Annotated in this window: 21 protein-coding genes; 4 read left to right on the top strand and 17 right to left on the bottom strand. The window is 55.0% G+C overall.

All coding sequences use genetic code 11. The features are described from left to right. Positions 1 to 77: 77 nt before the first annotated feature. From IE105_RS05480 to IE105_RS05410, 15 genes are all read right to left on the bottom strand, one after another. Positions 78 to 914 carry a mechanosensitive ion channel family protein gene (locus IE105_RS05480; protein ID WP_189496236.1) on the bottom strand — a complete coding sequence of 279 codons (837 nt, stop codon included), beginning with the start codon at positions 912 to 914 and terminating at the stop codon, positions 78 to 80. Then, positions 914 to 2068 carry a hypothetical protein gene (locus IE105_RS05475; RefSeq protein WP_189496234.1) on the bottom strand — a complete coding sequence of 385 codons (1155 nt, stop codon included), beginning with the start codon at positions 2066 to 2068 and terminating at the stop codon, positions 914 to 916. The genes IE105_RS05480 and IE105_RS05475 overlap by 1 nt, the downstream gene beginning before the upstream one ends. Positions 2069 to 2260: 192 nt before the next feature. Next, a complete protein-coding gene (locus IE105_RS05470; protein WP_267904660.1) occupies positions 2261 to 2956 on the bottom strand; it encodes a histidine kinase dimerization/phospho-acceptor domain-containing protein in 696 nt (231 codons plus the stop codon). Positions 2957 to 3474: 518 nt separating this feature from the next. Further along, positions 3475 to 4815, bottom strand: coding sequence for a TolC family protein (locus IE105_RS05465; RefSeq protein ID WP_189496230.1), 1341 nt, complete (start codon positions 4813 to 4815; stop codon positions 3475 to 3477). A gap of 70 nt (positions 4816 to 4885) precedes the next feature. After that, positions 4886 to 6121, bottom strand: coding sequence for an ABC transporter permease (locus tag IE105_RS05460; protein ID WP_189496228.1), 1236 nt, complete (start codon positions 6119 to 6121; stop codon positions 4886 to 4888). Further along, positions 6118 to 6807: an ABC transporter ATP-binding protein gene (locus tag IE105_RS05455; RefSeq protein ID WP_189496226.1), complete on the bottom strand. Its 690-nt coding sequence runs from the start codon at positions 6805 to 6807 to the stop codon at positions 6118 to 6120. The genes IE105_RS05460 and IE105_RS05455 overlap by 4 nt, the downstream gene beginning before the upstream one ends. Next, complete coding sequence (locus IE105_RS05450) at positions 6804 to 8330, bottom strand: efflux RND transporter periplasmic adaptor subunit (RefSeq protein ID WP_189496224.1); 1527 nt, start codon at positions 8328 to 8330, stop codon at positions 6804 to 6806. The genes IE105_RS05455 and IE105_RS05450 overlap by 4 nt, the downstream gene beginning before the upstream one ends. Before the next feature lie 216 nt (positions 8331 to 8546). Next, entirely contained in the window at positions 8547 to 9908 is a 1362-nt protein-coding gene (locus tag IE105_RS05445; protein WP_189496223.1) for a GntP family permease, read from the bottom strand. After that, positions 9896 to 10426: a gluconokinase gene (locus IE105_RS05440; protein ID WP_189496221.1), complete on the bottom strand. Its 531-nt coding sequence runs from the start codon at positions 10424 to 10426 to the stop codon at positions 9896 to 9898. Before IE105_RS05440 ends, IE105_RS05445 begins: the two co-directional genes overlap by 13 nt. 2 nt (positions 10427 to 10428) lie before the next feature. Further along, the gene (locus IE105_RS05435) at positions 10429 to 11334 is read right to left on the bottom strand and encodes a sugar phosphate isomerase/epimerase family protein (protein ID WP_189496219.1); all 906 of its coding nucleotides are present in this window, start codon (positions 11332 to 11334) and stop codon (positions 10429 to 10431) included. Positions 11335 to 11403: 69 nt separating this feature from the next. Then, on the bottom strand, positions 11404 to 13104 hold the full coding sequence (locus tag IE105_RS05430; protein WP_189496217.1) for a GMC oxidoreductase: 1701 nt from the start codon (positions 13102 to 13104) through the stop codon (positions 11404 to 11406). A gap of 2 nt (positions 13105 to 13106) precedes the next feature. Further along, positions 13107 to 13694 (bottom strand): gluconate 2-dehydrogenase subunit 3 family protein, encoded by a 588-nt coding sequence (locus IE105_RS05425; protein ID WP_189496215.1) that lies wholly within the window; start codon positions 13692 to 13694, stop codon positions 13107 to 13109. Positions 13695 to 13697: 3 nt separating this feature from the next. Further along, positions 13698 to 15101, bottom strand: coding sequence for an MFS transporter (locus IE105_RS05420; RefSeq protein ID WP_189496213.1), 1404 nt, complete (start codon positions 15099 to 15101; stop codon positions 13698 to 13700). A 54-nt stretch (positions 15102 to 15155) separates the two neighbouring features. Then, positions 15156 to 16208, bottom strand: a complete 1053-nt coding sequence (locus IE105_RS05415; RefSeq protein WP_189496211.1) for a sugar phosphate isomerase/epimerase family protein — start codon at positions 16206 to 16208, stop codon at positions 15156 to 15158. After that, entirely contained in the window at positions 16205 to 17329 is a 1125-nt protein-coding gene (locus tag IE105_RS05410; RefSeq protein WP_233353999.1) for a Gfo/Idh/MocA family protein, read from the bottom strand. Before IE105_RS05410 ends, IE105_RS05415 begins: the two co-directional genes overlap by 4 nt. A 189-nt stretch (positions 17330 to 17518) precedes the next feature. Between IE105_RS05410 and IE105_RS05405 the strand changes: the two genes are divergently transcribed. Genes IE105_RS05405 through IE105_RS05390 form a run of 4 tightly spaced genes read left to right on the top strand, consistent with a single transcriptional unit; the run spans position 17519 to position 23327 of the window. Beyond that, on the top strand, positions 17519 to 17800 hold the full coding sequence (locus IE105_RS05405) for a DUF4212 domain-containing protein (protein WP_189496209.1): 282 nt from the start codon (positions 17519 to 17521) through the stop codon (positions 17798 to 17800). Positions 17801 to 17803: 3 nt separating this feature from the next. Further along, positions 17804 to 19585 (top strand): sodium:solute symporter family protein, encoded by a 1782-nt coding sequence (locus IE105_RS05400; RefSeq protein ID WP_189496207.1) that lies wholly within the window; start codon positions 17804 to 17806, stop codon positions 19583 to 19585. After that, positions 19585 to 21798, top strand: coding sequence for an alpha-galactosidase (locus IE105_RS05395; protein ID WP_189496205.1), 2214 nt, complete (start codon positions 19585 to 19587; stop codon positions 21796 to 21798). The genes IE105_RS05400 and IE105_RS05395 overlap by 1 nt, the downstream gene beginning before the upstream one ends. A 17-nt stretch (positions 21799 to 21815) precedes the next feature. Then, positions 21816 to 23327 carry a sodium:solute symporter family transporter gene (locus IE105_RS05390; protein WP_233353998.1) on the top strand — a complete coding sequence of 504 codons (1512 nt, stop codon included), beginning with the start codon at positions 21816 to 21818 and terminating at the stop codon, positions 23325 to 23327. Positions 23328 to 23344: 17 nt separating this feature from the next. On the opposite strand, the gene IE105_RS05385 is transcribed toward IE105_RS05390, so the two are convergent. Further along, positions 23345 to 23929 carry a MotE family protein gene (locus IE105_RS05385; protein WP_189496203.1) on the bottom strand — a complete coding sequence of 195 codons (585 nt, stop codon included), beginning with the start codon at positions 23927 to 23929 and terminating at the stop codon, positions 23345 to 23347. Continuing rightward, complete coding sequence (locus IE105_RS05380) at positions 23926 to 24429, bottom strand: hypothetical protein (protein WP_189496201.1); 504 nt, start codon at positions 24427 to 24429, stop codon at positions 23926 to 23928. Before IE105_RS05380 ends, IE105_RS05385 begins: the two co-directional genes overlap by 4 nt.

Genomic DNA, 24429 nt, shown 5'->3' with positions numbered 1-24429 from the left:
CTATTTCTCGGAATCGAATAAAATTCGCCGCCCATAACGATGTATGAGGCGCTTGCCAAGTTTTTGTGACGATGGGCTTATAGTTTGGCGACATCCTCTGAGGCAAAATGCGGCATAGAGACCGGCTTTGCGCCTGCGTCTCGGATCGCGCCTTTACCCCGATCGGTCAGGTCACTGACGAATTTGAATTGGTCGCGCAGATCAAACGGATAGGCTTTGAGACTATAGCGCGTCGCAAATTCTGTTTCTTTTAAGACGACGAGTACAGGCTTTCGGAAATCAAGATAGGCACTGGTCAGCGCGACATCGACGAGTTCTCGGCGCACTTTTGCCGCATCATGATGGGGGTCCAGATAGAAATCTGCCACGCACATGAGCGTTTGTGACCCGGTATTCGAGTTGGAAATATTGTTCGACCAGATCGCATCATGCGGAACGGTGATTATATCATCAGTCGCGGTTCGTATCCGGATAGCACGCATGCCAAGGTTGATGACTTCGCCATAGTCGCCTTCAATTTCGACCCAATCACCGGGACCGTAAGGCCGTTCAAAAATTGCGACAATGCCCGCAATCAAACTACTGACATAATCCTTAAAGGCGAAGCCGATGGCGACACTCGCTGCGCCCGCAATGACGAGGAAGTTTTGCACCGTGATGTTAAAGATAATCGGAATTATCCAGAGCAGCGCAGAAATAATAATGATCATGCGCAAGATCGGTACCGCGCGAAGCAAATATAGCCGTAAACGGCTGGGTACGCGCTCGGCAAGAAACGGAATGGTCTTTCGAAGAAGCCAAATTGTACCGAAACACAGTAACAGGATAGTGGCGATCTGAATAAAGCTGATATCCTGCCAGTCATTGAGCAGGTTAGCGGCTTTTTCGCTTGTGGTTTTAGGCCCAGATTGCATCACAGAACGTCCACCGGATAACCACTATTGTTCAACCCGTCCCGTATGACCGGGTAGGCGGCCGGGCGGCAGCGGTATAGTCCATCAACCTTATCAATCAATCCAGACCGCACAAGCGAAGCCAGAACATGCGTGTATGTCACGAGCGGAACGGTCTGGACAATTTGGTCCCCGGTCAGGCCCCCGTGGATCAACAGGGCATGTAGCACGAGTAAGGCATTTTGATCACTGCGGCTTGGGACAGACGGCGGGCGAATATCTGTGACCCAGATTGTCTCGCGCGGATCCGCCTCTGATATGATAGGCTCCACGGACATCTCATCGGCCTCGATGGCATTCGCAACGTGTAAGCTGTCTTTCCATAAGTGCCAAGCGACCCAAGGAACGCCGATACTGGCTTTGGCGAGATCACTGATAAACTCGGACACGTCGGCTTCGCCTTCACCATTGCTAAACACATCTTGGCCGGAACTGGCGGACCGGAAACAGAGGTTGGCCCCATCCGCCGGGTCTAGCGCCAGCGTCCCGAGCCAGACTCTGAGCCTGTTTTTGTCAAAGGCTTGAAAGGTCATGGGCGCGTCAAAGATCAAGTCGATCTCGCAACTCTTGCGCAAAAATTGCCAAGCCCAGCTGTTACAACCGATAATAATCCGGCGTTCCATAACCGAAAGGCGGTCAAGCAATTGGCGAATATCGTGCAAGCCGCTGCGCGTGCGTAGAAAGCGGCGCTCTAGTTTAGGGATGACAAGCGGCGTGGCGTGCGGATCATCCAGCGCATCAAGTTCGGCCATCTTTCGATCTGTGCCAAACGTCTGTAGGGTATGGGTCTTCGCCCATTGCCCGAGCAGGTCTTCTCGGTCGCACGGCGGTAAAATGATCGTTTGAACTCTGTCAGAGGCGCTCTCATCCGCCGTCCATGCCGACAGCGTCGCGTCCATCTCGGCCAACAAAGGAAAATGGGCGGGCGGTTCGCAGATCCTGTCGAGCAGGTCCCTCGGTGCGGGCGAGAGTAAATTAGGGTCAATACCCGCATCTTTATTGGATCGTCGGAGTGATTTTAGAAGCTGGCTCAGAGCCAGATCAACGCCGCGGTTGACTGTGGTGCTGGGCCACTCAAATTTTCCGAGCGGTTGAAAGGGGGCTGGCTTACTCATACGGGAAGATCCAGACGGTTTATCTTATCCAGACTCACTCGCTTATCGGGGGAGGATATAATGCAGGGCGTCATTATAATGACATTAAGCTGCGATGTTCGCCTTGTCGTCCGAAATATTGAACCGACGCGAGGAACACATCATCCAGTGGAATTTCAACTGTAAATGTAGAGCCAAGGCCCACTTCGCTCGTCACGTAAATGCGGCCTGACTAAATTTTTCGAACATCCTGTCAATTTTTCTTAGGTTGATGCCTATGCCTATGCCTATGCCTATGCCTATGCCTATGCCTATGCCTATGCCTATGCCTATGCCTGTGCCTGTGCCTGTGCCTTCGACAGTGAATCGCAGGCTATGCTGCGTGGTATTAGACGCATCAGGGTTCGGTCTAGCGACCAATCGGACGTAGCCTTGGTCTGTGAATTTAACAGAATTTCCGGCTGGGTTGGTTAGAACTTGGTGCAAGCACACGGCATCCGCGAACAGCCAATCTGGTATAGCCGGGTCGACCCAATATTCAATTCGGACTTTGTTCGGGTCGGTTTTCGCGCTGACAAGTGTCGCCACGGTTTGAACGAGTTCACTGACGCTAAACCATTCAGGATGGGGCGTGAATTCTCGAGCCTCCAATTTTGCGAAATCAAGGATGTCATTGATGATGATGATGAGGTTTTCACCAGACATTTTGATAATGCGACTGAACTGTTTTTGCGCGTCCGTCAGATCGGATTGCATCATCAATTCATTCATGCCGAGAATACCATTCACCGGGGTTCGAATTTCATGACTCATACTGGCTAAGAAATCTGATTTTGCGGCATTCGCATCGTCAGGTGAAGTAAAAGGACCATTCCTCCATAACAAAGCGGACGTAAAAACATGGAACATGCGAGAAATAGATCGCCGCGTTGAAAATAATAGGAGGCGAGTGTCCCTGTCGTGATCAAGATTGCGATAGCACAAGGCGTGACCGAGGCGATGAGAAGCGACCGATAGCGAACCCCAGTTCTCTTTCAACAATACACACGACAATCGGGGCCGACGTGACGGACATATTTGCGAAAACTGCAATCAGCATGTGCGCTTCTGCGCTTCGGCTATCCTGGCAAGTCGCAAATCGACGAAAGGCAATCACTTCCCAGACGGAACACAGACACCAAAGCGCAAAAATGACGGCTTCGATTCTCCAAGATGAGAAGGCACTGATCACGGTGCAAGTTGCGGCTCCTGTAGCAATCCGTTCTAGAGCCCATTTTTTACGGAAGCGCAAACATCCACGAAATCTTCTGTATAGGATAGAGACGTCACAGCCGATATTTGGGAGAAGTGTCTGATAAACGCATTAAGGGCAAGGCGCTACGCCGGGAAACAAGGTCGGTTTTGGTCCAGACCACGCTCATTTTTTGCTAACGCGCGGGTCCCGCGGCAAGATAGGCATCGATTAAGGCTGTCCGAATGGCGCTTTCCTCGCGAATGCGCGACGATTGGATCGTGTTCACACGACGTTGGACGGTCAGAACATCCAGCAGGATCGCCTCGCCTAAATCGAACCGGACTTGTTCCAGCTCTAACGCTTGTCCTGCCGCGCGACTGGCAGCGTCGAGGGCAATCAGCCGTGTTTGAAAGACCTCTAGGCGGTCCAGAGACGATATCACATCGCGGTAAGCATCGCGCAACGCTTCGCTATAAGTGGCCAGTGCCGCATCAAGACGGGTGCGGGATTCAGCGATACGCGCGGTATCAAGGCCATTATCAAACACCGTGTCGCTAATCGCTGCTGAGAGGCTCGTGACATAGGTGTCAATGTCGAACAGGTCCGATAGGCTCAGCCCTCCACCAGCGGAACCGCTGAGGCTAATGCCGGGAAGTGTGCTGGCCTTTGTGGCATCAAGATTAGCGGCCGCAGAGACAACGGCGAGACGCTGTGCTTCGATATCATACCGGGCCAAGACCGCTCGGTCCGCCGTTGCGCGTATGGTTGCGTGCTGCGCGGCAATTGGGGGCAATGTCGTGGCGACCGGGAGCGTTTCAACATCGTAGCGTCCGACTAAATCCGCCAACGTCCGGCGGGATTCGCGCGCGCCCAATTGTTGCGCAAAGAGACTGGCGCGGGAGTTTTCATATTCGGCTTCGGAGAGGGCATAATCAGAGCGTGCAATGTCTCCCGCCTCGAACCGCGCCCGGGACACGCGAAGGGTTTCGCCAAGAAACTCAAAATTTTCTTGTGCTAAGGCCAACTGAAGGTCGGTTTCAATCGCCTGGACATAGGCTTGGGCTGTTCGCGCTAAAATCGCGCGTTGCAACCGCGCAAGTTCAGCCTGTCGGAGGAATAATTGCGCCTGGCTGCCGTGTACCGTGGCCCGAATCTCCCCAAATATATCTGGGTCAAAAGACAGGCTGGCCCCCAATCTTGCGCTATCATTCAAATCAAAATCATCGAGGCCAGTCGACGCGCCTGTGGAGCCGGACAGTCCAATAAATGGGCCTCTGCGTGCGCGGGATTGTGTCAGGCGCAGGTCCGCCGCCTCAACCGCGATGCGGGCTTGTTCAACGGAATTGTTCCCTGTGAGTGCCGTAGCGAGATAATCCGCGAGCAACGGGTCTGGTAGAAGGTCTGCGAAAGACTCGGCAGGGTGATCCGCGATCCTGCCAAGCGCGCTGACGGGGATTGTACCATTTAAGGCGTTAATCTCAGTTTCGGCTCCATTGGGTGATGTTGCGCAACCGATCAGAACGAATGCGGACATAGCAACCGCCCCACGCAAAAGCGCCTGTTTCATCGAGGGAATCATGAGGGGTAACGTCCTCAGAGCGGGCTTACTCATGGCGCAGAGCCTCCACAGGATTGAGACGGCTCGCGCGGCGGGCGGGCAGAAAACCAAAAACGATACCGGTAAATAGCGCGGACCCAAAAGCGAGCATTGCCGTTGGCAGGCTGTGACGAATTTTCAAGACCGACTCATTACCCACACTGCTGGACCGTTCGACGAATTCGCCTGCGCCATAACCAATCGCCAAACCGATGGCCCCACCAATCGCACAGAGCACCAGCGCTTCAACAAGAAACTGTAGCAGAATATCGGACCCGCGCGCGCCCACGCTCATGCGTAGACCAATCTCGCGGGTTCGCTCGGCGACGCTCACCAGCATAATATTCATCACACCGACTCCGCCCACAATCAGCGTGATGACTCCGATCGAGGCAAGTAAAATGGTGAACATTTGTTGACCCTGCGCTTGCTGTTGTCGATTGGCGCTAAAGTTGAAAATGCGAAAATCGGGCGCGTCTGCAGCGGAGAGGTTTCGGGATCGTCGCAAGATGGAATCGACTTCGGTTTCGATAAAGGTGAGCGATTCCGTAGTCTCTCCGACAACCTGAATATTGTCGACTTTGTTTTTGACCAACCAATCATCGCCACTAATGCGCGCCCGCATCGTCGAGCGGGGAATGATAATGAAATCATTCTCATCATTGCCGCGCGACCATTGCGCTTCATAGGTTTCCAAGACGCCGACCACTTCGAACGGGATACGTTTGATCACGACCGTTGCACCGATGGGGTAACTCTTGCCAAACAGCCGCTCAGACGCGCTGGATCCCAACAAGGCGACCGTGCGGGAGAACTCAAGGTCTTCAGGATTGAGATTGCGCCCGGCCGACAGTGTCATGTCGTTGGTTGCAAGGTAATCCTGATCCGTTCCGCGAATATCCGATTGCGAGTCTGTGCCGGGGACAACAACGGACTCACTACTATTAATCATGCCGGACACGGCTTCCGCGCCGCGAATACCCCGAATTTGTTCGACATCCGTTTCTGTAAAGCGGCGATAGGGTTTGCGGTTGGACGCCCGACCACGAGTCCAGTTGGGGCTCAAGGAAATAGAGCGTGAATTGATCCCGCCCAAACTATCCATGATTTGATCTTTGGCGCCGTTACCGATGACCAACATTGCATAGACTGCGGCGACGCCGATGATGATGCCGAGCATCGTCAGAAGGCTACGCATTTTGCGTTCGAGCAGGGAGCTAAAGGCGAGCTTGAGGAGTTTCATGCTGCCACCGCCTCATTCATTACATCTTCGACGATCCGTCCGTCCCGCATCGTCACAACACGGTCCGCATAGGTCGCAACCTCCGGGTCGTGAGTGATCAGCACGATAGTCAGCCCGTCTCGGGACAGTCGGCCTAACAGAGCCATAACATTCTCGGACGTTTTGCTATCGAGCGCGCCAGTGGGTTCATCGGCAAGCAAAAGCTTGGGTTGACCGACGAGAGCGCGGGCGATGGCGACGCGTTGTTGCTGTCCGCCCGAAAGCTGGGTCGGTTTATTGAGCATCCGGTCGGCAAGATCGACGGCCGTGAGGGCCGCTTGCGCGGCATCTTTGGCATTATCGGGAGCCGGACGACGATAGGTCAGCGGTAACATGACATTGCTGAGCGCCGATTGACGGGGCAAGAGTTGAAAGCTTTGGAAGACAAACCCCAATGTTTCATTGCGAAACCGGGCGAGCCCGCGAAGGCCGAGCTTAACGATATTCTGCCCGTCGATTTCAACGTCCCCCGTATCAGGTTTATCGAGCCCGCCCAGCATATTCATGAGGGTCGATTTGCCAGACCCTGATGCGCCGACAACGGCCAGAAATTGACCGGCGGGAACGGTTAAATCGACGCCGTCCAAGGCGTGAATCTCCTGTCCGCCCAAGATATAGGTTTTACGGAGGTTGCGTGTGACGATCATCGCCCTTGTCCTCCTGGGCGCCCTCCACCGGAACGTCCACCTTGATCGTTGCCAGCCACGCCAACGCCGATGACAACACTGTCTGTATCAGAAAGTCCGTCAACGACCTCGACAAAGGATCCATCCGATAGACCCAGTTTCACGGTCCGTTTACTCATCTTTCCGTCGGGCGTTGCCACCCAGAGTTCAACCGGTCGGATTGTACGCTCTAGACCGACTTGGGCCGTGTAGGCTTGGCGCTCCGATGCATTTAAATATGTCTTAAGTTGATTGTCGATCAGCTCGTTCATCGCAATCCGCATCGGCGTGTGCATGAAGGATTTTGTCGGGTCGTTGATCAAATCCCGCATGCGCTGCGTGGCGGGTTCGATTTGCTGACGATAGCTCTCGACGCGACTTTGCGGCAGTCCGATTGTCGTCAGTCGTGCAAATGTTGGCGAGAGGAGGCTTTCGTCTTCCGCGCTGTCTTCACTGCGTTTTTCAAATTGTTCTAGATCGCGTGGCGATGGACGGAACCGCTCGACACTGACGGGGAGGCGGCGCGACCGGCTCTTAATTTCTGTAATAATCTGCAAATTCGCTGTCATGCCGGGCATCAAGCGATTGGACGGATTTTCCGCGCCAATAACGGCAATATAAGAGATGATATTGTTGGTTTCTTGGCTCTTGAACCGCAACTGCTCGACAATACCCTCAATCGGATCATCCGGATAGGCATCAACGGTGAACCGCGCCGTGTCGCCGGCTTCTAGTCCCGCGACATCAGATTCGATGATCACGGCTTCAACTTGAATTTGCGACAGATCAGCGGCGATCGTGAATAGCTCAGGTGCGGAAAAACTCGCCTGCACGGTCTGGCCGGGATCAATTTTTCGGTCGATCACGACCCCATCAATGGGCGATAAAATTGTTGTCCGTTCCAAATCGGCGCGGGCCTCTTCGAGTTGCGCGACGAGTTGGCGCAGACTGGCCTCGGAAGACACGACGCGCGCTTTTGACAGTTTTAGGTTGGCGGTGGAAACCCCCACATCCCGCTGTGCGCTTTCGAGTTGTGCTTGGCTAATGGCTTGTTGTTCAAACAGACCTTCACGGCGCGTGAGCTGAAGCACCGCATTATCGAGATTAACTTGTGCGCTCTCGACCGATGCTTTCTGCACATTAATGTCGGCGCGAGCGGAATCGATCCGGCTTACAATTTGTTGAACGCGGCTATCAAAGGATGTCGGATCAATCCGCGCTAAGACCTGTCCCGTTTTGACGGTGGAATTGAAATCAACGAGCACGTCAATTACGCGACCAGACACTTCGGACCCGACCATAACCTCTTGGCGAGGAACAATTTTTCCGGTGGCGCCGACGACTCGGGTAATGTCGCCCGTCGACGGAGACACGGTTTGCAGGGACCTGACTGACTGGGCGGGTTCACCGCCATTACCACAGGCCACCAAGACGAGCGCGCCGAACAAAACTATCGGATTGAGCGGTGTCTGAATCCAGCGTGATTGTTTGTCGGAAAAGATCATCCGCTTGCAAGCCCCCTAAAGCCAATTTATCGATATTCAATGTTGCCATCGCGGCCAACATTCTGTTCGTCAAGTTAATAGGCGGAAGGTTTTGCACCTTTTATGAGGCGTATGAATGCGGTGATGACGATCAGTTCTTAAAGCGATGGTTTAATGGATATAGAACACATCTAATACGGACCGATTGAGGGTTGGATGGGGTTTTAAGACAAAGGCCTAGCCGACCAAAGGGTAGAGGATCATCGTGCAGATTAATCCTGTCGCGGCGATGAGGGTCGTTGATACAGTCCACGTCGCTAAGGTCTCTTTTTCTGTGAGACCAAAGAGGCGGCTGACCAGCCAAAAACCTGAATCATTGACGTAAGACAGACCGCTCGCCCCCGCAGCAATCGCGATGGTGATCAAGGCCAGTTGGGGGTCAGAGAGAGCCAGCGTGGCTAGGATTGGCGCGATAAGCCCCGCTGCCGTAATCATGGCGACCGTTGCGCTACCTTGTGCCGCCCGAATAATCAGCGCGAGAACAAAAGCCATCACCAGCGGCGTGAGGCCGATTGACAGAACGCCATTGGCGATTTGCTCGCCTGCACCCGTATCGACGAGCACTTGTTTGAACGCGCCGCCGGCGCCAGTGACGAGGATGACCACGCCTACAGGTTCAAAGGCGCGCGACATGGCGGATTGGATTGTGGCGCTCTTGACACCTGCGTGTCGCGCACAGGCCCAACAGGTACCGCTCGCAATGAGTAGGGCAGAAAATGGATGGCCGATCAGGGTGAAAATGTCTTGGATCAGTCCTTGCGGCAGAACCAGCTTTGAGAGCGTGCCGGCGACAATCAAAACCAGCGGCAAGAGGATGAGGCCGATTGCCTTTTGAAGGCGCATGGGGTTTTTAACGGCGACGGCGCTTTCGTCCTTGAAAAAATCTGACAGTTTGAGGTCGCCATGGGGCAGGGCGTTTCGTTTTTGGAGTAACCCCGTCAGGATCGGCCCTGCCACAGCCATTGAAATCAGTCCCGTGAAGCTCCCGAACAGCAAAACCCAGCCTAAATTGGCGCCGATCAACTCAGCGATCGCAATCGGACCGGGAGTTGGCGGAATGAACGCATGACCGACGGCCAAACCCGCACAGAGCGGAAGACCAAAATAAAGGGCAACTTTACCGCTTCTTTTGGCCAATCCGGCGATAAACGGCATGAGAATGATGAGCGCCACATCAAAGAAAACAGGCGTCGCTGCGGCCAGCCCTAACGCCCCCATCGCCCATTTTTGACGTTTGGGACTTCCCAACCGGGCAGCCCCATTGGCCAGCGTTTGAATGCCGCCGGAGGCTTCCAAAATAATTCCGAATAGGGCCCCTAAGCCAATCACGGGCGCAATAAAGCCTAACACGCCGCCCATGCCCGTGCTGACCGTTGCCAACGCGCGGTCAGGCGACATTCCGGCGGCAACAGCTGAGAGGATCGCAACCAATAAGAGGGCCGCAAATGCGTTCATCCTGGCGCGTAAAATGAGGATCAAGAGCGCCGTAATACCGGCCAGGGTGGCCAAGACGGGCTGGTAGGTGGTTACGAATTCCATCGAGGGGGCCTCATGTCAGTCGGGCCGCCGATGAAGCGATCCATCATCTGCACCACGATTCTGTCAGCGGGTTTGCTGGCATCGAATTCATACGCCCCGTCAGGCACAGACAGGGCGGCATATTGGCTGGATAGAAGCTGCGCCGGCATGAAATGATCGCGAAAACCGAGGCGCTCGACCATATCGACACTATCGGTTTTCAGGTGGGCATAAATAAGATTGCGCCCGATTTGACCCAATCGGTTGCGGACAAAAGGCGTTAAGGCAGAACAGGCCAACACAAGGACCGGAGCCGCATGCGCATCCACGGCGCAGCAAATCCCGTCCATCCAAGCCACGCGATCTTGATCCGTGAGCGGTGTTCCTGACGCCATTTTCTCAATATTTTCGGCGGGATGAAACCTATCGCCTTCAAGAAATGGCCACGCGTTTTTTGCCGCTAAGGCCCGTCCAATTGTTGACTTACCGCATCCTGATACGCCCATAATCACAATCAGGGATCGGAGTGAGGACGACATGACTAAAAGCGCATGGCCTTAATCGCATCATAGCTGGTTTGAATGGACTGTCGGAACGGTTGCGGAGGATTGTCATGTTCGGCGATGAAATACTCCATGCCGGAGACGGAATTCTGCGCGAAGTAGGTCTCGAACGGCAGGGTCCCTTCGCCGACATTGACCATCAAATCTTGAACAGTTGTCGCGAAGTCGAGGCTAGCCGCGTAAGGGGCCGGGTCGCCGGACATATCCTTAATATGACACAGCTTGAACCGTCCGGGATGGGCGGCGAGCAGTTTAGGAATATCGACACCCGCCAGCGCCGCCCAGAAAAAGTCGAGCTCAAACGAGACGAGGGACGGGTCCGTTTCCGATAGCAGGATATCCATGCCTGTGATGCCGCGTCCCAGATCGAAAAACTCGAAATGGTGGTTATGGTAAGCCAGCTTGATATTCGTCGCACGGAGAGTTTCCGCCGCAAGGTTGAGCATCTTTGCATGGCGTTTGTAATCCTCCATGCCGCGTTGATCGTCCGCTAACCACGGCAGGATGACATAGTCACAGCCGAGCGTCGCGGCAATATCGCCGAGCCGCGCCGGAGTTTCCGAGAGGCTCTTATAATCGACATGGGTCGCGGGCGCAGGGAGGCCCACATCATCAAGAATTTTGCGTAGCTCAGTCGGCGCGCGGTCCGCAAAGTTACGACCGTTCAGCTCAACGAAGTCATAGCCAACATCTTTGATCATTTGGAACGTACCAACGAAATCAAGGCCTAAGGCTTCGCGCAAGCTGTAGGTTTGCAAGCCGATCTTGGTGATGTGCTGGCGACCGGCCGGGGCGATGGCGGCGGGCTGACAGGCGGCTGCGAGCATAAGCGCCCCGCTGGCGCTCAGGAAGTGTCTACGGTCTAGACTCAGCTTATGGGTCATTGCGGCTCGACCTTCCTTGATCGTACGGTGTTCATCGTGGGGACGAAAAAGGGCACTCAAGCCTGTCGGCTAAAGAACGCCCTCTTTCATTAATTCTGCCGCATGGTTCGCGGCACGGGCGGAAAAGGCCATATAGGTCAGTGACGGGTTCTGGCAGCCACCAGACGCCATGAAGGACCCGTCGGTGATGAACAGGTTCGGCACGTCCCAGCTTTGGTTAAACCCGTTAAGGACCGATGTTTTCGCATCCCGTCCCATCCGAGCTGTCCCCATTTCGTGAATGCCGTTACCGGGCGAATTCGGCTCGGCTGTCTCCGGATCATCGGTCCAGATATTGATCGCGCCAGCGACTTCCAGCATGGCCCGCGTATCACGGGTGGCCTGCCGGACCATGTTGCGTTCGTTCTCGCCCCATTTGGCGTCGAGAATAGGAATTGGAAAACCCCATTTATCTGTTTTTGTCGGGTGAAGGCGAACATGATTATCAAAGTTTGGCAGGACTTCCCCAAACGCGACCATCCCGATACTCCACGCGCCCGGGCTACGCAGTTGATCTTTTAGGTCTGTGCCAACCCCTTTATTGCCAACGCCGCTGCCCCAGCTCGACCGCATGCCCCAGCCTTGATAACCAAAGCCGCGAATAAACCCTTCGGCTTCTTCGGTATGGTTCCGAAAGCGCGGAATGTAGAACCCGTTCGGGCGGCGTCCAAAATGGTATTTGTCGAGGTTGCCGGGCATTGTTGCCTGCCCACGCGCGCCAGAATGATGGTCCATCAGATTATGACCGAGTTGGCCCGAGCTATTGGCCAGCCCGTTCGGATGATCCGCATTGGCGGAATTCAGCAGGATCATGCTGGTCGGGATTGTGCCGGCATTAAGGAAGATAACGCGGGCCGTGATGGTTTTGGTTTCGCCCGTTTTAATGTTGACGGTTTCAACACCTGTCGCGCGGTCCAGCGTCTTGTCATGCACGACTTTATGCACGGCGGTATCAGGGATGAATGTCATATTTCCGGTGCGCCGCGCCGCAGGAAGTGTCGCGGAATTCGAGCTGAAATAAGCGCCGTAGCTACAGCCGTTAAAACAATGATTGCGCGCTTGGCAGCGGCCCCGTCCCAAGGCGGTTTGCTCAGGTGTCGGCGCGGTAAGATTCGCAACGCGGCCCGGTATAACGCGACGACCGGGAAATGTGTCTTCGACTTTGTCTTTGAAATCCAACTCGGCACAGGTCAGGTCATGCGGTGGCTGAAACACGCTATCGGGTAGAATTTCTAGATTTTCTGTCGAGCCGGAGATGCCTGCGAAGGTCTCGACATAGTCGTACCACGGTTTCATATCTGCCGTGCGAACCGGCCAATCAACACCGTGCCCATCTGTTTTATTGGCTTCGAAATCGATCTCGGACATGCGGTAACTTTGCCGTCCCCACATGATCGAACGGCCGCCTTCGTGATAGCCCCGCCGCCATGTGAAGGATTGACCTTCCGGCACCTCATAAGGATGCTCTTTATCCTTCACCCAAAACTGTTTTGTGTCGGGATGAAAGGCATAAGAGGTGTGCTGGATTGGATAGTCTTCCTTATCCTGCTCGGTCAGACGATTAAGGTCAGGCTTGTCCCACGGATTGAGGTGATCCGTATAATCCTTTTCCGGCTCAACTTTCCGTCCGCGTTCGATCACGGCGACTTTGAAGCCCTTTTCAGACATTTCTTTTGCGATCCAGCCGCCGGACATGCCGGAGCCAACGACGATGACATCAAAATCAGCCATAATTATGTTGCCCATGCTTTAGGAAATTCAGAGAGCGGCACGCAACCGATCCATTCTCCGGGCACGGGCTCGTAAGCGAGCTCTTCGGACGCACCGGGTTCAGACATGTAAAAGGCCTGAATAATCGTGACCTTGGCGTCACGGTAAAACGGATGAGTGATCTTGCCGTCAAAAACGTCGGTATCGAATTGACGAAGGATAGTCAGCCGCTGCTGCGGCGTCAGTTCGGCGAAGTCTTGGTCGCTCGATCGCTTGAAGGTTTCGACAAGAGACGCAACGCCTTCGCGCCAATATTGACGGTAGCCACTGTCACCCCAGACAGACGCTAAATCCTGCAGGACGTCCGGAACGCCGGCTTCGACGGCGCCCGCTGTTTCAGTCTTGGGCATGATTGTCTGTGCGAAGGCTGATAAAAACGCCATTTCGGAGACGCTGAAGAACTGCGTTGGGGTCGCATAGTCCATATCCATTCCGGCCTCGGATGAGGACGTGATGTTTTCGGACGGGCCACACGCGGCCAGCGCGCCAGCCGCTGAAATCGCGAGCAGCGACGTGATCGCTGTGCGCCGGTTCATGATAAGATCGGACATGGGTTAGCCCTCCTCGGCAATGGGGTCTGCGCTCGCAGCCAAGCGGCCTCGCAAAAGATAAAGAATCAAGAAGCAGACGATCAGGATGATCGGGAACAGTACCAGTTTGGATAATGCGCCTTGACCGGCCGCGACTTCAATCGCGTCGCCCGTCAAACCTGTTTCCTCTGCCGTCATACGCGCCGCATCAATCCAGCCACCAATGACGGGGTTCCAGATCGTTAATGCGAACATGCCCGCCGCGCCAACAAGGCTCATTCCCAGTGCGCCACTGCGCGGGACATATTGTGCTGTCACGCCAATCATCGTCGGCCAGAAATAACAGACGCCGACCGCGAACACGATCGCCGCCAAATAGACCATCCCGCCGGACACAATCGTCATCAGGAATAAGCCCAATGTTGTCATGACTGCGCTAAGAAGAAGCACGCCCAATGGATTCAGCGCATGGATGAGGGGTCCGGCAAAGAAGCGACCGACCGCCATAATGCCCGTGACCATGGCGAGGATCAGCATAGGTTGTGCGCCAGAACTGCCGAGAATACGCTCAACCCATTGCTGCGTGCCCAGCTCTGACGTCGATGTCATTGACATGATCCCCATCAGGGCCACCAGCAAGATTGCGTCGCGGTGTCGCCCGGTCAGAACGAATGTTAGTAAATAGACCAGTCCAAGTACGAGGATCAGCGGTAGCAAGATCCCGCCGGGCACAGCCGCCAAGAGTGTGTTGGGCGTGCCGATCAGGACCAGCAGGCCGAACACGGCACTGATCAACAGGATCGATTTGGCGTCCAGACGCATCGATTTGCTGTCCGGATCAATATCAGGGAACACGGTGGTAAAGATCATGAAACCGTAGATCGTCGTTGGCACCAGCATAATCGCGATTTGTGGCTGCCAACCAATGCCCATATTGGTCATAATATAAGAAATCACCGCGCCGATCACGATGCCGCCGGGGAACCAGACATGGAAACGGTTGAGCCACTTGGTTTTGTCGTCCTTGTAAAGATCCGCCACCATCGGGTTGCAGGCCGCTTCGACCGAGCCATTGGCAAAGCCGATAAAGAAGGTCGAAATTAAGAGGCTGAGAAACCCGCCCGCATAGATCGTCAACACCAACCCGAGCACATGGCCAAGAAAGGCGAGGATCATGATGAGGCGCGGCCCCAACACATTATACAGGAAGCCGAACACAACCATCGCCAGCGGAAAGCCGAGAAAGGCCATGCCGTTGACCCAGCCAAGCTGCGTATCTGTCAGCGCGAACTCATCGGAGAGTTGTGTGAGGATGCCCGCGCGAATAGCAAACGTCATCGCGGTGACGATCAACGACAGGCAACTTAGCCAGAACAGGCGGTTGCGGTTGATACCGACGGGCTGACCCGCCGCGGCCACTATTGTCATTCTCATTCTCCCCTGTCGGTCCGCATTCTTATGCTGAACCGGTCATGTTATATTTTAAGTCAAGCCCAGCATTTTGCGATTGGCCTCAACGCTGAGGTCACCGCCGGCGAAATCATCAAAGGCTTTGTCCGTCACGCGGATCATATGGTCTTTCACAAATTGTGCGCCTTCGCGCGCGCCGTCTTCTGGGTGCTTTAGCGCGCATTCCCATTCAACAACGGCCCAGCCATCGAAATCATAGCCCGAGAGTTTTGAGAAAATCGCTTTAAAGTCGATCTGACCGTCGCCCAGCGAGCGGAACCGTCCTGGACGATCAACCCAGTCCTGATAGCCGCCATAAATGCCGCTTTTGCCATTGGGTCGGAACTCAGCATCCTTGACGTGGAACATGCGGATACGGTCGTGATAATGGTCGATGAAGGAGAGGTAGTCGAGTTGCTGCAAGATAAAGTGGCTTGGATCATAAAGGATGTTGCAACGCGGGTGGTTGTCGACTTCCTTGAGGAACCGCTCAAATGTCACGCCGTCATGGAGGTCTTCACCGGGGTGAATTTCGTAGCAAACGTCGACGCCGCATTCATCATAATAGTCGAGGATCGGACGCCAGCGCTTGGCCAATTCCTTGAAGCCCTCTTCGACGAGACCCGCAGGCCGTTGTGGCCACGGATACATATAGGGCCAGACAAGCGCACCGGGGAAGGACACGGACCGGTCCAAACCTAAGTTCTGTGAGGCTTTGGCGGCGAACATGACTTGCTCAACCGCCCACGCTTGGCGCGCGTCAGGTTTGCCGTGCAGATGCTTGGGCGCGAAGGCATCGAACGCGGTGTCATAAGCCGGATGGACAGCGACAAGCTGCCCTTGAATATGGGTTGAGAGCTCTGTGATCTCCACGCCCCATTCGGCGCATTGGCCTTTAAATTCGTCGCAATAGGTTTTGCTTTCGGCCGCCAGTTTCAGGTCGATACAGACCGGATTATCGGACGGAATTTGCACACCTTGATAGCCGGCTTCGGCCATCCAGCGGCACGCGTTCTCCATCGTATCAAACGGTTTGTCGCCCATGAACTGGGCCAGGAAGATCGCGGGGCCCTTCATCGTTTTCATGGTTTGATCTCCGTCCAGGCTGAATCGTTGTTGCTGCTTTCGACCAAGGCTTCCACGAACGCCATGCCGCGCAGGGCTGCGTCCATGCCCGATTTGACGCCGCCGTCAGTGCGTAAGGCTTCAGCAAATTCGAGATAAACATTCGCGAAGGCTTCGATATAGCCTTCCGGATGTCCAGCGGGCGCGCGGTACTGTGCCTGAATATGTTCGGGCAAATAGCCTTGCGCCGACCGAATGATTTCTGTGGGGCGGTCCACATAAGTGCGGATCAGCGTGTTGGGCTCTTCTTGATACCATTCAAGCCCTCCCGTTTCGCCGTAAATGCGAAACGACAGGCTATTTTCACGCCCAACGCAGACTTGGGAGGCCGACAGCGTACCTTTGATGCCATCTTCCATGCGGAATAGCGCGGAGCCATCATCATCAAGCCGTCGACCCTCGACAAAAATCGTGAGGTCAGCCGCGACATGGGTCATCTTTTTATCGGTCACATATTCAACCAAATTATGGGCATGTGTGCCGATGTCGCCCATGCAGCCAGACGCGCCGGACCGCGCCGGATCGGTGCGCCAATCGGCCTGTTTATTATCGACGTTCACGGCCAGCCAGCCTTGGATATATTCCGCAAACACTTTGCGAACCTTGCCAATGCCACCGTCGGCGATGATTGCGCGCGCCGCAGAGACGAGCGGATAGCCCAGGTACGTGTGGGTCAGGCCATAGGAGAGACCGGATTTGTAAACGATGTCGGAAAGATCGCGCGCTTCTTGTAAATTGAGCGTCGCGGGCTTGTCCGACAGAACATGAAACCCCGCCTCAAGGGCCGCTTTGGCGACCGGAAAATGCACGTGGTTGGGGGTCACGATAACTATGAAGTCCATGCGTTGCGCGGGGGGCAGGGCGGCTTCGCCCGCCATCATCGCCTCATAGTCATCATAGCAACGTGCCGGATCAATCCCCAAGGACTGCCCGGTTTGACGACAATTTTTAGGGTCACGGGAAAACGCACCACATACCAGCTCGATTTGACCATCAAGCCGCGCCGCGAGGCGGTGGATATAGCCAATGAAAGCGCCTGAGCCCCCTCCGACCATACCCATTTTGAGTATGCTTTGATTCACGTCGAGCCTCCCCGCTCAAATTGATCATTTATGGTGTTAACGCTATCACTATCGTGACGGTGTGGGAGCCTGTCAAGCCATGACGGAAAATCCTTGGTTTGAAAATCACGGCTTCCCTTGCGCGCGGCGTTCGGCAACAAGCAATAAAAGGGTCTGACACAAGACCGAGGCGTGAGGCGGGGAATAGGCATGGCAAAGATTGAAACGAAAACACCACCGTCGGAGGCGGCTAAGCGCGCGTATTGGACGTCGACCAAGCGGCTCACGATAGGTTTGCTTATCGTCTGGTTTGCGGTGTCTTACGGGGCGGGCATTTTGTTCCGTGATGCTCTTGATGCGTTCTCTATCGGTGGCGCTCCGCTCGGTTTTTGGTTCGCGCAAAACGGGTCAATCTATGTGTTTTTGATCCTCATCGTCATTTACTGCGTGCGCATGACCCAGCTCGAAACCAAACATGGAATTCGGGGCTAGGTCATGGATATTGTCTTTGGTGATCAGACGTTCTGGACCTATTTTTTCGTAATCCTGACTTTTAGTGTGTATATTGGCATTGCGATCTGGTCGCGCGCTGGGTCGACCGAAGAGTTCTATGTTGCCGGACATGACGTGCCGCCCGCCATTAACGGGATGGCGACAGCCGCGGATTGGATGAGCGCAGCCTCGTTTCTCTCGATGGCCGGGCTGATCGCGTTTATGGGCTATGGCGGCTCGGTCTATCTCATGGGGTGGACGGGCGGCTATGTTCTGCTGGCACTGTTACTCGCGCCGTTTCTGCGAGAGTTCGGGAAGTTCACAGTACCCGACTTTGTGGGAGATCGTTACTATTCGAAAGTCGCGCGCGTCATTGCGGTGATCTGCGCGCTGTTCGTGTCCTTCACCTATATCGCCGGACAGATGAAGGGCGTCGGCGTCGCCTTTTCGGGCTTTCTTGGCGTACCGTTTAATGTCGGTATCTTGATCGGGATGGGGATCGTCTTTGTCTATGCTGTGCTCGGCGGCATGAAGGGCATCACCTATACGCAAGTCGCTCAATATGTCGTGTTGATCTTTGCTTACACTGTCCCAGCGATTTTCATGAGCCTCGCCATCACAGGCAACATGGTGCCGCAACTGGGCTTCATCGGTAATGCAGTCGGCACAGACGTCTCCATGCTGGAAAAGCTTAACACGGTGGTGACTGACTTGGGTTTCCGCGAATATACCTCGACCGATAAATCGACGATAGACGTGTTCTGTATCACGGCGGCGTTGATGTTTGGTACGGCGGGATTGCCGCACGTCATCATTCGGTTCTTTACGGTCAAATCCGCTCGCGCGGCGCGGAAATCTGCGGGCTGGGCGCTCCTGTTTATTGCGGCGCTTTACACGGTTGCCCCTGCGGTTGGTGCGTTCGCCAGGTTTAACTTTATCGATACCGTCAATGAGGCCATCTACATCACAGATGCAGAAAACTATGACGTGCGGTCCGCTGAAATTCTGGCCGATGGCGGCAAACCTGTTCCGGTCTGGTATAAGGATTGGGAAGCGACGGGGTTGCTCAAATATGAGGACAAAAACGGCGATGGTGTCATGCAGTATCGCGGCCCTGATGCACCGGACGGTCTCGCGAACGAGGTTGAACCGAACCAGGATATTTTCGTGCTCGCCAATCCCCAAATCGCGCAATTGCCCAATTGGGTTATTGGTCTCGTTGTCGCGGGCGGATTGGCGGCTGCCCTGTCCACAGCGGCAGGATTGCTGATGGTGATCAGCTCGGCTGTGTCCCATGATCTGCTCAAACGAACCTTCACACCGGATATGACCGAGAAACAGGAAATGCGGGCCGCGCGATGGGCGGCGGCGGCGGCGGTGGTCTTGGCAGGGTTGCTCGGGATTTTCGCGACGTCGCTCCCTTTTGTGGCGCAAGTTGTCGCCTTCGCCTTCGGCCTCGCGGCGGCGTCCTTATTTCCTGTAATTTTCCTCGGGATTTTTTGGAAACGCATGAACAAAGAAGGCGCGATCAGCGCCATGCTCACCGGGCTCGTGACGACCTTCGCCTATATCTACTATTTCAAATTCGTGAATACCAACCCGGACCTTTGGTTGTTCGGTGTCTCGCCCGAAGGGATCGGCTTTGTCTTTATGTGGGTGGCGACGGTTGCTGGTGTGGTTGTGTCTCTACTGACCCCCGAACCACCCCAAGCCGTACAAGACCTCGTTGAAGACATCCGCATTCCCGGAACGCGCAGTGCGTCTCCAGCCGCCATAGATCTGTAATGCCAGATTTGATCCAAATATCTGACGATCTGACCTTTGCGCTGTCCAATGCGCATTTCGCCTATGTCTTCCGCGTCTCACAGGAAGGCGTTCTCGAACATTTGCATTATGGCGGGCCGCTATCGGACCCCCTTGGCGTCCCGCGCCATCCTCGCCGGATGAACCGACATGTTGTGCCGACGTTTCAGGGCACACCCTATTATTCCCTGTCCGATACGCCGCAAGAATATTCAAGCTTTGGCACGTCTGATTATCGTTTCCCCGCCTTTCACGGACAGAATGCAGACGGGAATACGGTCTTTTCCTTGCTCTATGAAACGCATGAAATTGTTGAGGTGAAACCGCCTCTCCACGGGCTACCGTCGTCGCGAGGGGACGGGTCACAGACGCTGATCGTGACACTCCATGATCGTTTGCACGGCTTGCGGGTCACGCTCTCCTACACGGTCTGGGCGGATTACGGTGTTCTTGCCCGGTCAGCGACCTTTGAGAATTTGAGCGATCACGACATTGATCTGCGGCACGTGTTTTCCAGCGCGCTCGACCTGCCTGCGGACGATTACGAAATCCAGCATTTCCACGGTACATGGTCACGCGAGTTTAACGAAGAGCGCATCGCGTTGCCGCAAGGGCGTTTCGTCGCCGATAGCGCGCGCGGCACATCCTCATCCGCCCATAACCCTTACGTCGCGATTTTACAGGCGGGCGCGACAGAGAGCTTTGGCCGCTGTTACGGCACGACGTTGGTCTATTCCGGTAACTTTGCCATCAGCGTCGAAAAAGGGGAATTTGACGATGTGCGCGTGTTGGCGGGCCTCAATCCATTCAATTTCAATTGGCGGTTAAAGCCGGGCAAGATATTCACGACGCCGGAAGCGTTGCATACTTTTTCCGGGCGCGGGCTTGGAGCGCTGTCCCACCATTGGCACGATTTTATCCGCGACCGCGTCTCGCCGGAACGGTTCCGTCATGTCCCGCGCCCAACCTATCTCAACACGTGGGAAGCGGCCTATTTCGATATCGATGAAGACAAAGTTCTGTCGCTGGCTGAGACGGCGAAACAGATCGGCGTCGACATGGTCGTGCTAGATGATGGGTGGTTTGACGGGCGACAGGACGATACGTCTTCGCTCGGCGATTGGGGGGCGGACCCGGTACGGTTCCCGTCCGGTATTCCGGCGCTTGCGGCGAAGGTGAAAGCCAAGGGATTGAAATTCGGCATTTGGGTCGAGCCTGAGATGGTCAATCCGCAAAGCCAGCTTTACGCGCAGCATCCCGATTGGATTTTACATGTCCCCGACCGCGTGCCGTCGCTGGGCCGCAACCAATTGACACTCGATCTGTCTCGCGCCGATGTGCAGGATTATCTGTTCGACTCTCTGAATGCGATTCTATCCTGCGGCGACGTCGATTATGTGAAGTGGGATATGAACCGCACGATGACGGAAGTCGGCAGCGCGGCGTTACCGCGAAAGCGTCAGCAAGAGACGCCGCATCGCTATATGCTCGGCCTTTATGCGTTGCTGGACCGGCTCGTGGCGTCTTATCCTGAGGTGTTGTTCGAGAATTGTGCGTCGGGGGGCAATCGTTTTGATCTCGGTATGCTCTCTTACATGCCGCAAGGCTGGATCTCCGACATGTGCGACCCGATTGGGCGGCTTGCCATTATCGGCGGCGCGTCCCACCTCTTTCCGTTGGACGTCATGGCGGCCTATATCGGCCCGTCACCCAATCATCAGAATGGACGTGTGTCATCCGTGCGGACCCGCTTTCTGGCCGGGGCTTTCTGTGCTGCGCGCGGTGTGTCGCTGGGGCAGGCGGATATTGCCGCGCATCAGCGGGAGCTCTCCGATTGGATGCGGTTTGCACAAGACACGAAGGCGGACATGGTGGGAGGGCGTTTTGACCGAGTGAAGAAGACGGAAAATGAAGTCGCGTGGCAATATTCCTCCCGCGATGGACAGACGATCTACCTGACTTATTTCCACAGTCTCTCCGGTCCGAATATGCCCGCCCGTCGGGTCTATTATGTGGGTCTGGAGCCGACGGCTGCGTATCACCACGCTGATAGCAAGGTAATCTATCGCGGCGATGCGTTGATGCAGAGTGGTTTGCCCCTGCCGCGCGTGTCCGCCCGAGAGGTCGCGTCCGGCGTTCAATGTATGCCCGAGGGCGATTTTAGCGCTTATCTCTTTGTGCTGCGGCGAATATAGGGCAGGGCCACGAAATTATGACTCCGAACACGGGGCAGGGGAAAATTGTGGAATTAAGTGTTAGCCAATTTGTGGTTTTCCTCGGGCTGACGGGACTAATCGCCTTTCTGACTTATTGGTTCTGTCGCGGCAGCGCCGCACGCGGCGAAGGGGAAAACGGGGAAAAAGAATATTTCCTCGCGGGCGGGGGGCTGAAGTGGTATTTCGTTGCGGGCTCAATCACACTGACGAACCTGTCGACGGATCAACTGGTCGGTATGAACGGGGCGCAAATGGCGCTTTTGGCGTGGTGGGAACTGGCGGCTGTCGCGGGTCTCGTGATGCTGACCTTCATCTTCATTCCCGTCTATTATAAATATAAGTGTACGACGACGACGGAACTGTTGGAACGCCGCTATAATAATAAGCATATCCGGGCGCTGATCTCGATCCTGTTCCTGCTCGGCAATATTTTTATTTTCCTGCCGGCGATCCTCTATGGCGGGTCGCTGTTTATAATCAACTTGTTCGGGTTAGACGTGAACCTGTATGTGATTGCGGCGCTGTTCGCGGTTGTCGGTGCGGCTTATGCGATCTTTGGTGGTCTTCGCGCGGTCGCCGTCTCAGACACGTTTTCCGGCGTATTGCTGCTAACCTTGGCGGTCGCGGTCACTATTATTTCGCTCAATGCCATCGGCTGGGATTTCTCTGGAATTCCCAAAGAACGCCTGACGATGATCGGGGCGCCGGATAGCGATATCCCCTTCGCGACTCTGTTCACGGGCATGCTGTTTATCCAGATGTTTTACTGGTCAACAAATCAAACGATTACGCAGCGCGCCATGGCCTCGCCGAGCGTCAAGGAAGCGCAAAAAGGGATTTTAGCCGCCGCGGGCATACGCTTGCTCATCATCCCGCCCATTATTGTGCTGCCGGGCATCGTCGCGTTTAAGCTTTATGGCGATATTGGCGACGAAACCTATGGGACGCTCGTCGGTGATATCTTGCCGACGTGGATTTCCGGGGCCTTTGCCGCCGCGATTGCCGCCGCTGTGTTGACCACGTTTAATTCCATCTTGAATGCATCCGCCGCGCTATGGGTCATGGATATTCACGAAACATATGTGAATAAAAAACCGAATGTGAAGCGCCTGTCGCTCTGGGTTTCTATTGCGATGGTCTTGCTCGGCTTTGCGATGATCCCGATTTTCAACAACCCAGAACAATCCATCATCGACTTGGTTCAACGACTTTATGGCCTGCTCTCGATGCCGATCTTATCCGCCTTTATTGTCGGGCTCTTATTCCGTAATGTGAACCCGTATGCGATGATCATCGCTGTGATTGCGGGCGTCGGGTTTTATGGTTGGGCAACTAATCCGTTGGGCGAGACACCGGGCATATCGCTGCACTATATCCACGTGATGGCGTTGACTTTATTCGGCGGCGTTGCGCTTGCGCTCTTGCTCAGCACTGCCTTTGGCAAGCGGCCAATTTGGGACGCGCACAATGTGTTTGCGCGGGCCGGTCACGAGGAGATGAGCGTTTGATGTCCGCGTTAGGACACTTAACCTTTATTGCGCCAATCGGCGTGGCGGTTAGCAATCAATAGGCTGATACGGTAGGATTGCTCTTCGCCCATTTCCGCCATGATGACGCCCGCGCGGGCGCTATCAATTTCCCGTAAGAACCCTGCGGCAAAGGCGGGGTCCATGCGATCGAATATAGCGGCAGCATTTTTCGGCTTCATAGTTGAATACATTTCAACCAAATGAGAAATATCTTTGCCGGCAACGACGTCGATTTGCGCTGTCAAAGTTTTCAATTCATCGCGGGTTTTTTGCATATCACCAAGGCGGGTTTGGATCGTGGTTTCCAAATCTTCCAACTCAGCTTGTCGCAGGTCAAGTTTGGCTTCGCGGGATTCTAAAGCCTTATGACGGGGTTCAAACGCGGCGACCAAAGTCGGGGTAAGGCACGCGGCCTGAGTATGCTCTGTATCGAGTTTCGCAGCCACGTGCGTAGGGTCCGTCAGGGCCGCGTCCGGTGTCGGTTTTGGCGTCATGGCGTCAGCGGGGTTCAGCGCCGCGACTTCCAAGGCTCCAAAACCGGCAAAGCCAATCGCTAAGGCAATGAGGATGGACGATTTCATGCGACATGGCTCCGGCGTGTCGGCGTAGACTTATTCGTCTCGACGGCGCGCGGTTGGCTGGAGACGATGCGCGGCATGGCGGCCGTGTGGCGTTTCATATCGGCCATGACCTTTAGCAAGCCTTCAGTTGTTTTGAGGGCTTTACGACGCGCCCCCGGGATTTCAATTTCGACAACCTGTTTCAACGCGTTCGTCGCCTGCTCGGCCTCGACCACTTTGACATCACAATCCGTCATGATGCGTTCTAAGCGTACGGCTTTGCTCTCGGCATCCGCAACTAAACCCTTAATTTCCTCGATCGATTCGAACAACTCGCCCCTCGCTGTCGTCGCGGCCGCGTGGGTGCGCTCAATCGCTTCAGTGAGCGTCACGATAGAGGCGCCGACGCCACTTTTCAGGTCATTGAGTTTTTTGAGGCGCTGCGACAGCATCCAGCAATAAAAGGCGGACGCACCACATAGCGCGATCAGCAGGATATCCTTGATAAATTCGATCTCCAT

The sequence above is a fragment of the Algimonas arctica genome (genome assembly GCF_014652695.1).
GTDB classification, from domain to species: Bacteria; Pseudomonadota; Alphaproteobacteria; order Caulobacterales; family Maricaulaceae; genus Litorimonas; species Litorimonas arctica.
Note: the sequence above shows the minus strand (reverse complement) of the source record. Positions and strands in the feature narration are given on the sequence as shown.

Excerpts from the sequence above, each read along its gene's own strand:
- IE105_RS05440 (WP_189496221.1), bottom strand. The coding sequence starts at position 10,426 with ATGTCGTCCTCACTCCGATCCCTGATTGTGATTATGGGCGTATCAGGA.
- IE105_RS05415 (WP_189496211.1), bottom strand. The coding sequence starts at position 16,208 with ATGAAAACGATGAAGGGCCCCGCGATCTTCCTGGCCCAGTTCATGGGC.
- IE105_RS05385 (WP_189496203.1), bottom strand. The coding sequence starts at position 23,929 with ATGAAATCGTCCATCCTCATTGCCTTAGCGATTGGCTTTGCCGGTTTT.
- IE105_RS05395 (WP_189496205.1), top strand. The coding sequence starts at position 19,585 with ATGCCAGATTTGATCCAAATATCTGACGATCTGACCTTTGCGCTGTCC.
- IE105_RS05460 (WP_189496228.1), bottom strand. The coding sequence starts at position 6,121 with ATGAAACTCCTCAAGCTCGCCTTTAGCTCCCTGCTCGAACGCAAAATG.
- IE105_RS05420 (WP_189496213.1), bottom strand. The coding sequence starts at position 15,101 with ATGACAATAGTGGCCGCGGCGGGTCAGCCCGTCGGTATCAACCGCAAC.
- IE105_RS05380 (WP_189496201.1), bottom strand. The coding sequence starts at position 24,429 with ATGGAGATCGAATTTATCAAGGATATCCTGCTGATCGCGCTATGTGGT.
- IE105_RS05470 (WP_267904660.1), bottom strand. The coding sequence starts at position 2,956 with ATGTTCCATGTTTTTACGTCCGCTTTGTTATGGAGGAATGGTCCTTTT.
- IE105_RS05455 (WP_189496226.1), bottom strand. The coding sequence starts at position 6,807 with ATGATCGTCACACGCAACCTCCGTAAAACCTATATCTTGGGCGGACAG.
- IE105_RS05450 (WP_189496224.1), bottom strand. The coding sequence starts at position 8,330 with ATGATCTTTTCCGACAAACAATCACGCTGGATTCAGACACCGCTCAAT.
- IE105_RS05425 (WP_189496215.1), bottom strand. The coding sequence starts at position 13,694 with ATGTCCGATCTTATCATGAACCGGCGCACAGCGATCACGTCGCTGCTC.
- IE105_RS05445 (WP_189496223.1), bottom strand. The coding sequence starts at position 9,908 with ATGGAATTCGTAACCACCTACCAGCCCGTCTTGGCCACCCTGGCCGGT.
- IE105_RS05475 (WP_189496234.1), bottom strand. The coding sequence starts at position 2,068 with ATGAGTAAGCCAGCCCCCTTTCAACCGCTCGGAAAATTTGAGTGGCCC.
- IE105_RS05405 (WP_189496209.1), top strand. The coding sequence starts at position 17,519 with ATGGCAAAGATTGAAACGAAAACACCACCGTCGGAGGCGGCTAAGCGC.
- IE105_RS05465 (WP_189496230.1), bottom strand. The coding sequence starts at position 4,815 with ATGTCCGCATTCGTTCTGATCGGTTGCGCAACATCACCCAATGGAGCC.
- IE105_RS05390 (WP_233353998.1), top strand. The coding sequence starts at position 21,816 with ATGACTCCGAACACGGGGCAGGGGAAAATTGTGGAATTAAGTGTTAGC.
- IE105_RS05430 (WP_189496217.1), bottom strand. The coding sequence starts at position 13,104 with ATGGCTGATTTTGATGTCATCGTCGTTGGCTCCGGCATGTCCGGCGGC.
- IE105_RS05480 (WP_189496236.1), bottom strand. The coding sequence starts at position 914 with ATGCAATCTGGGCCTAAAACCACAAGCGAAAAAGCCGCTAACCTGCTC.
- IE105_RS05400 (WP_189496207.1), top strand. The coding sequence starts at position 17,804 with ATGGATATTGTCTTTGGTGATCAGACGTTCTGGACCTATTTTTTCGTA.
- IE105_RS05435 (WP_189496219.1), bottom strand. The coding sequence starts at position 11,334 with ATGACCCATAAGCTGAGTCTAGACCGTAGACACTTCCTGAGCGCCAGC.